This is a genomic window from Enterococcus sp. 5B3_DIV0040, assembly GCF_002140755.1.
Lineage (GTDB): Bacteria > Bacillota > Bacilli > Lactobacillales > Enterococcaceae > Enterococcus_D > Enterococcus_D casseliflavus.
On record NZ_NGLC01000001.1, the window covers coordinates 1,300,936 to 1,302,757 of the forward strand.

A 1,822-nucleotide genomic window follows, 5' to 3' on the forward strand; every position below is an offset into this window, starting at 1 on the left:
GAAAAAAATAGCAGTAATTGTACCAACAAAATCGTTACTTAATCAAACGTATCTAATGTTAAAAAAAGAAATATTAGATAGACGAATTATCATTCATGATGAAATGTATAATGGGGAAAGTCAATTCATTGCGGTTGTTACACAAGAAAGAGCTTTAAGATTAATAGAAAAAAACAAAATATATTTTGATGCGATGTATATTGATGAAGCACACAATATTTTAGATTTCAATAAAAGTAAACGTTCGGTATCATTAGCTAGGCTTATAAAAATGAACTTAGTTAAATCTGAAAAATCTAAGATTGCTTACTTTTCTCCAATGATTTATGATTCGAAAAATTTAAGAGTAAAGGGACAAAGTGACATTGTTGAGTATAAAATTTATAATAATGTCAAAGAAGTAAAAATTGATAGTTCAAAGAACTATTTTGAGTATATTAACAAAACGAGTAAAGAAAAAAATTTCTATTATCATTTTAGACCAGTAAAGGTAGAAGAGTTTTCGAGAGAGTTAAGTGAGAATATTGAGGCTAATTTAGAGAGTGACTCTGAAATAATTATATTGAAAGAAGAACTAGCACAATTAATTCATGAAGATTATCTACAGATTAAGTTACTTGATAAAGGTATAGTATTCTTACATGGATTAATCCCAGATGGAATAAAAGATTATTTAGAATATTGTTTCAAACGAATTAAAAATCTAAAACATCTAGTTGCTAATTCAGTTATATTAGAAGGCATGAATATGCCTATAGATAATCTATATATTTTCAATGGTAGGCTTTTGACACAAAGTAAACTTTTGAATTTAATAGGTAGGGTAAATAGATTAAACATGATTTTTGGAGCATCTAAAAATGAATTAGGTAGATTACTAGCTCCAGTCCATTTTGTGAACAGTGAGAAGTATAATTCAAAAAATGGAAATTTACATGAAAAAGTTAAGATGTTAAGAAAAGATGTAACACACGATGGAATTTTCAACCCTTTGTTAGAGGAATTTGATATCAATAAAAATACAAATAGTGAAGTGAAAAAAACAGAAATTGAAGAAGTTATTAAGGATGAAGAAGATGTGTATAAGAGACAGACTACAAATAGTCCTTGTGAACTCCCATCTGACATTATTAACCTCCTTTCTCTGTATAAAAAAATTGTGTTGATTATTTTATTGTTATTTATAAAAATTGACCGACATGATGATTTTGGAGTTTGTCTAGCATAACGGCTCCTTTACTAGCCAAAAAAAATTTAATAATTTATATTTTGGTTGCTGAGGAGTTGATACTATAAGTTTCAGGTCTACTAGACTCATATTCATGAGCATTTAATATGCCAATAAAATCAAATTGATGTACTTCGTTTGGCTTTAATTTTATTGTTTTTTCTAATTCGGTTGCATAAATTGAATTAATATCAGTTGTATCTATATCTCCGATAAATAAACCTTTACCCTCAGCTGAAAATTTTACTTTATATGATAATTCCTTGTCTGTTAGATTTTTGATTGTCACATTGATATTCTCTGATAGCCTCGGGAAAGTAGGGCTATCAAAATCCAATTTATTAAAATTGAAATTCAAGTCGCTGATTTCAATGGATATTTCAGAATTTATTATGGGATTGTCAGTTGCCGTATTTATCAAATTATTTTCAGCTTGCTCTAAACCATCCTTGAAAATCCCTGATAAACTAGGACTCATAATGTCCCTAAACAGTAAATAACTCAAGAATACAAAAATACCGAATATTATGATTGCTACAACTACAAATAGTCCTTGTGAGCTTCCATTTGTCATTAATAATACCTCCTTTATGT

At 28.0% G+C, this 1,822-nt stretch carries 1 protein-coding gene and 1 pseudogene; one reads left to right on the forward strand and one right to left on the reverse strand.

The window, feature by feature from the left end:
• Positions 1-1,228 (forward strand): annotated as a pseudogene (locus tag A5883_RS06200) (hypothetical protein); the annotation flags it as partial.
• A gap of 34 nt (positions 1,229-1,262) precedes the next feature.
• On the opposite strand, the gene A5883_RS06205 reads toward A5883_RS06200, so the two are convergent.
• The coding region (locus A5883_RS06205) for a hypothetical protein (protein WP_254907820.1) at positions 1,263-1,822 on the reverse strand (560 nt) is incomplete at its 5' end.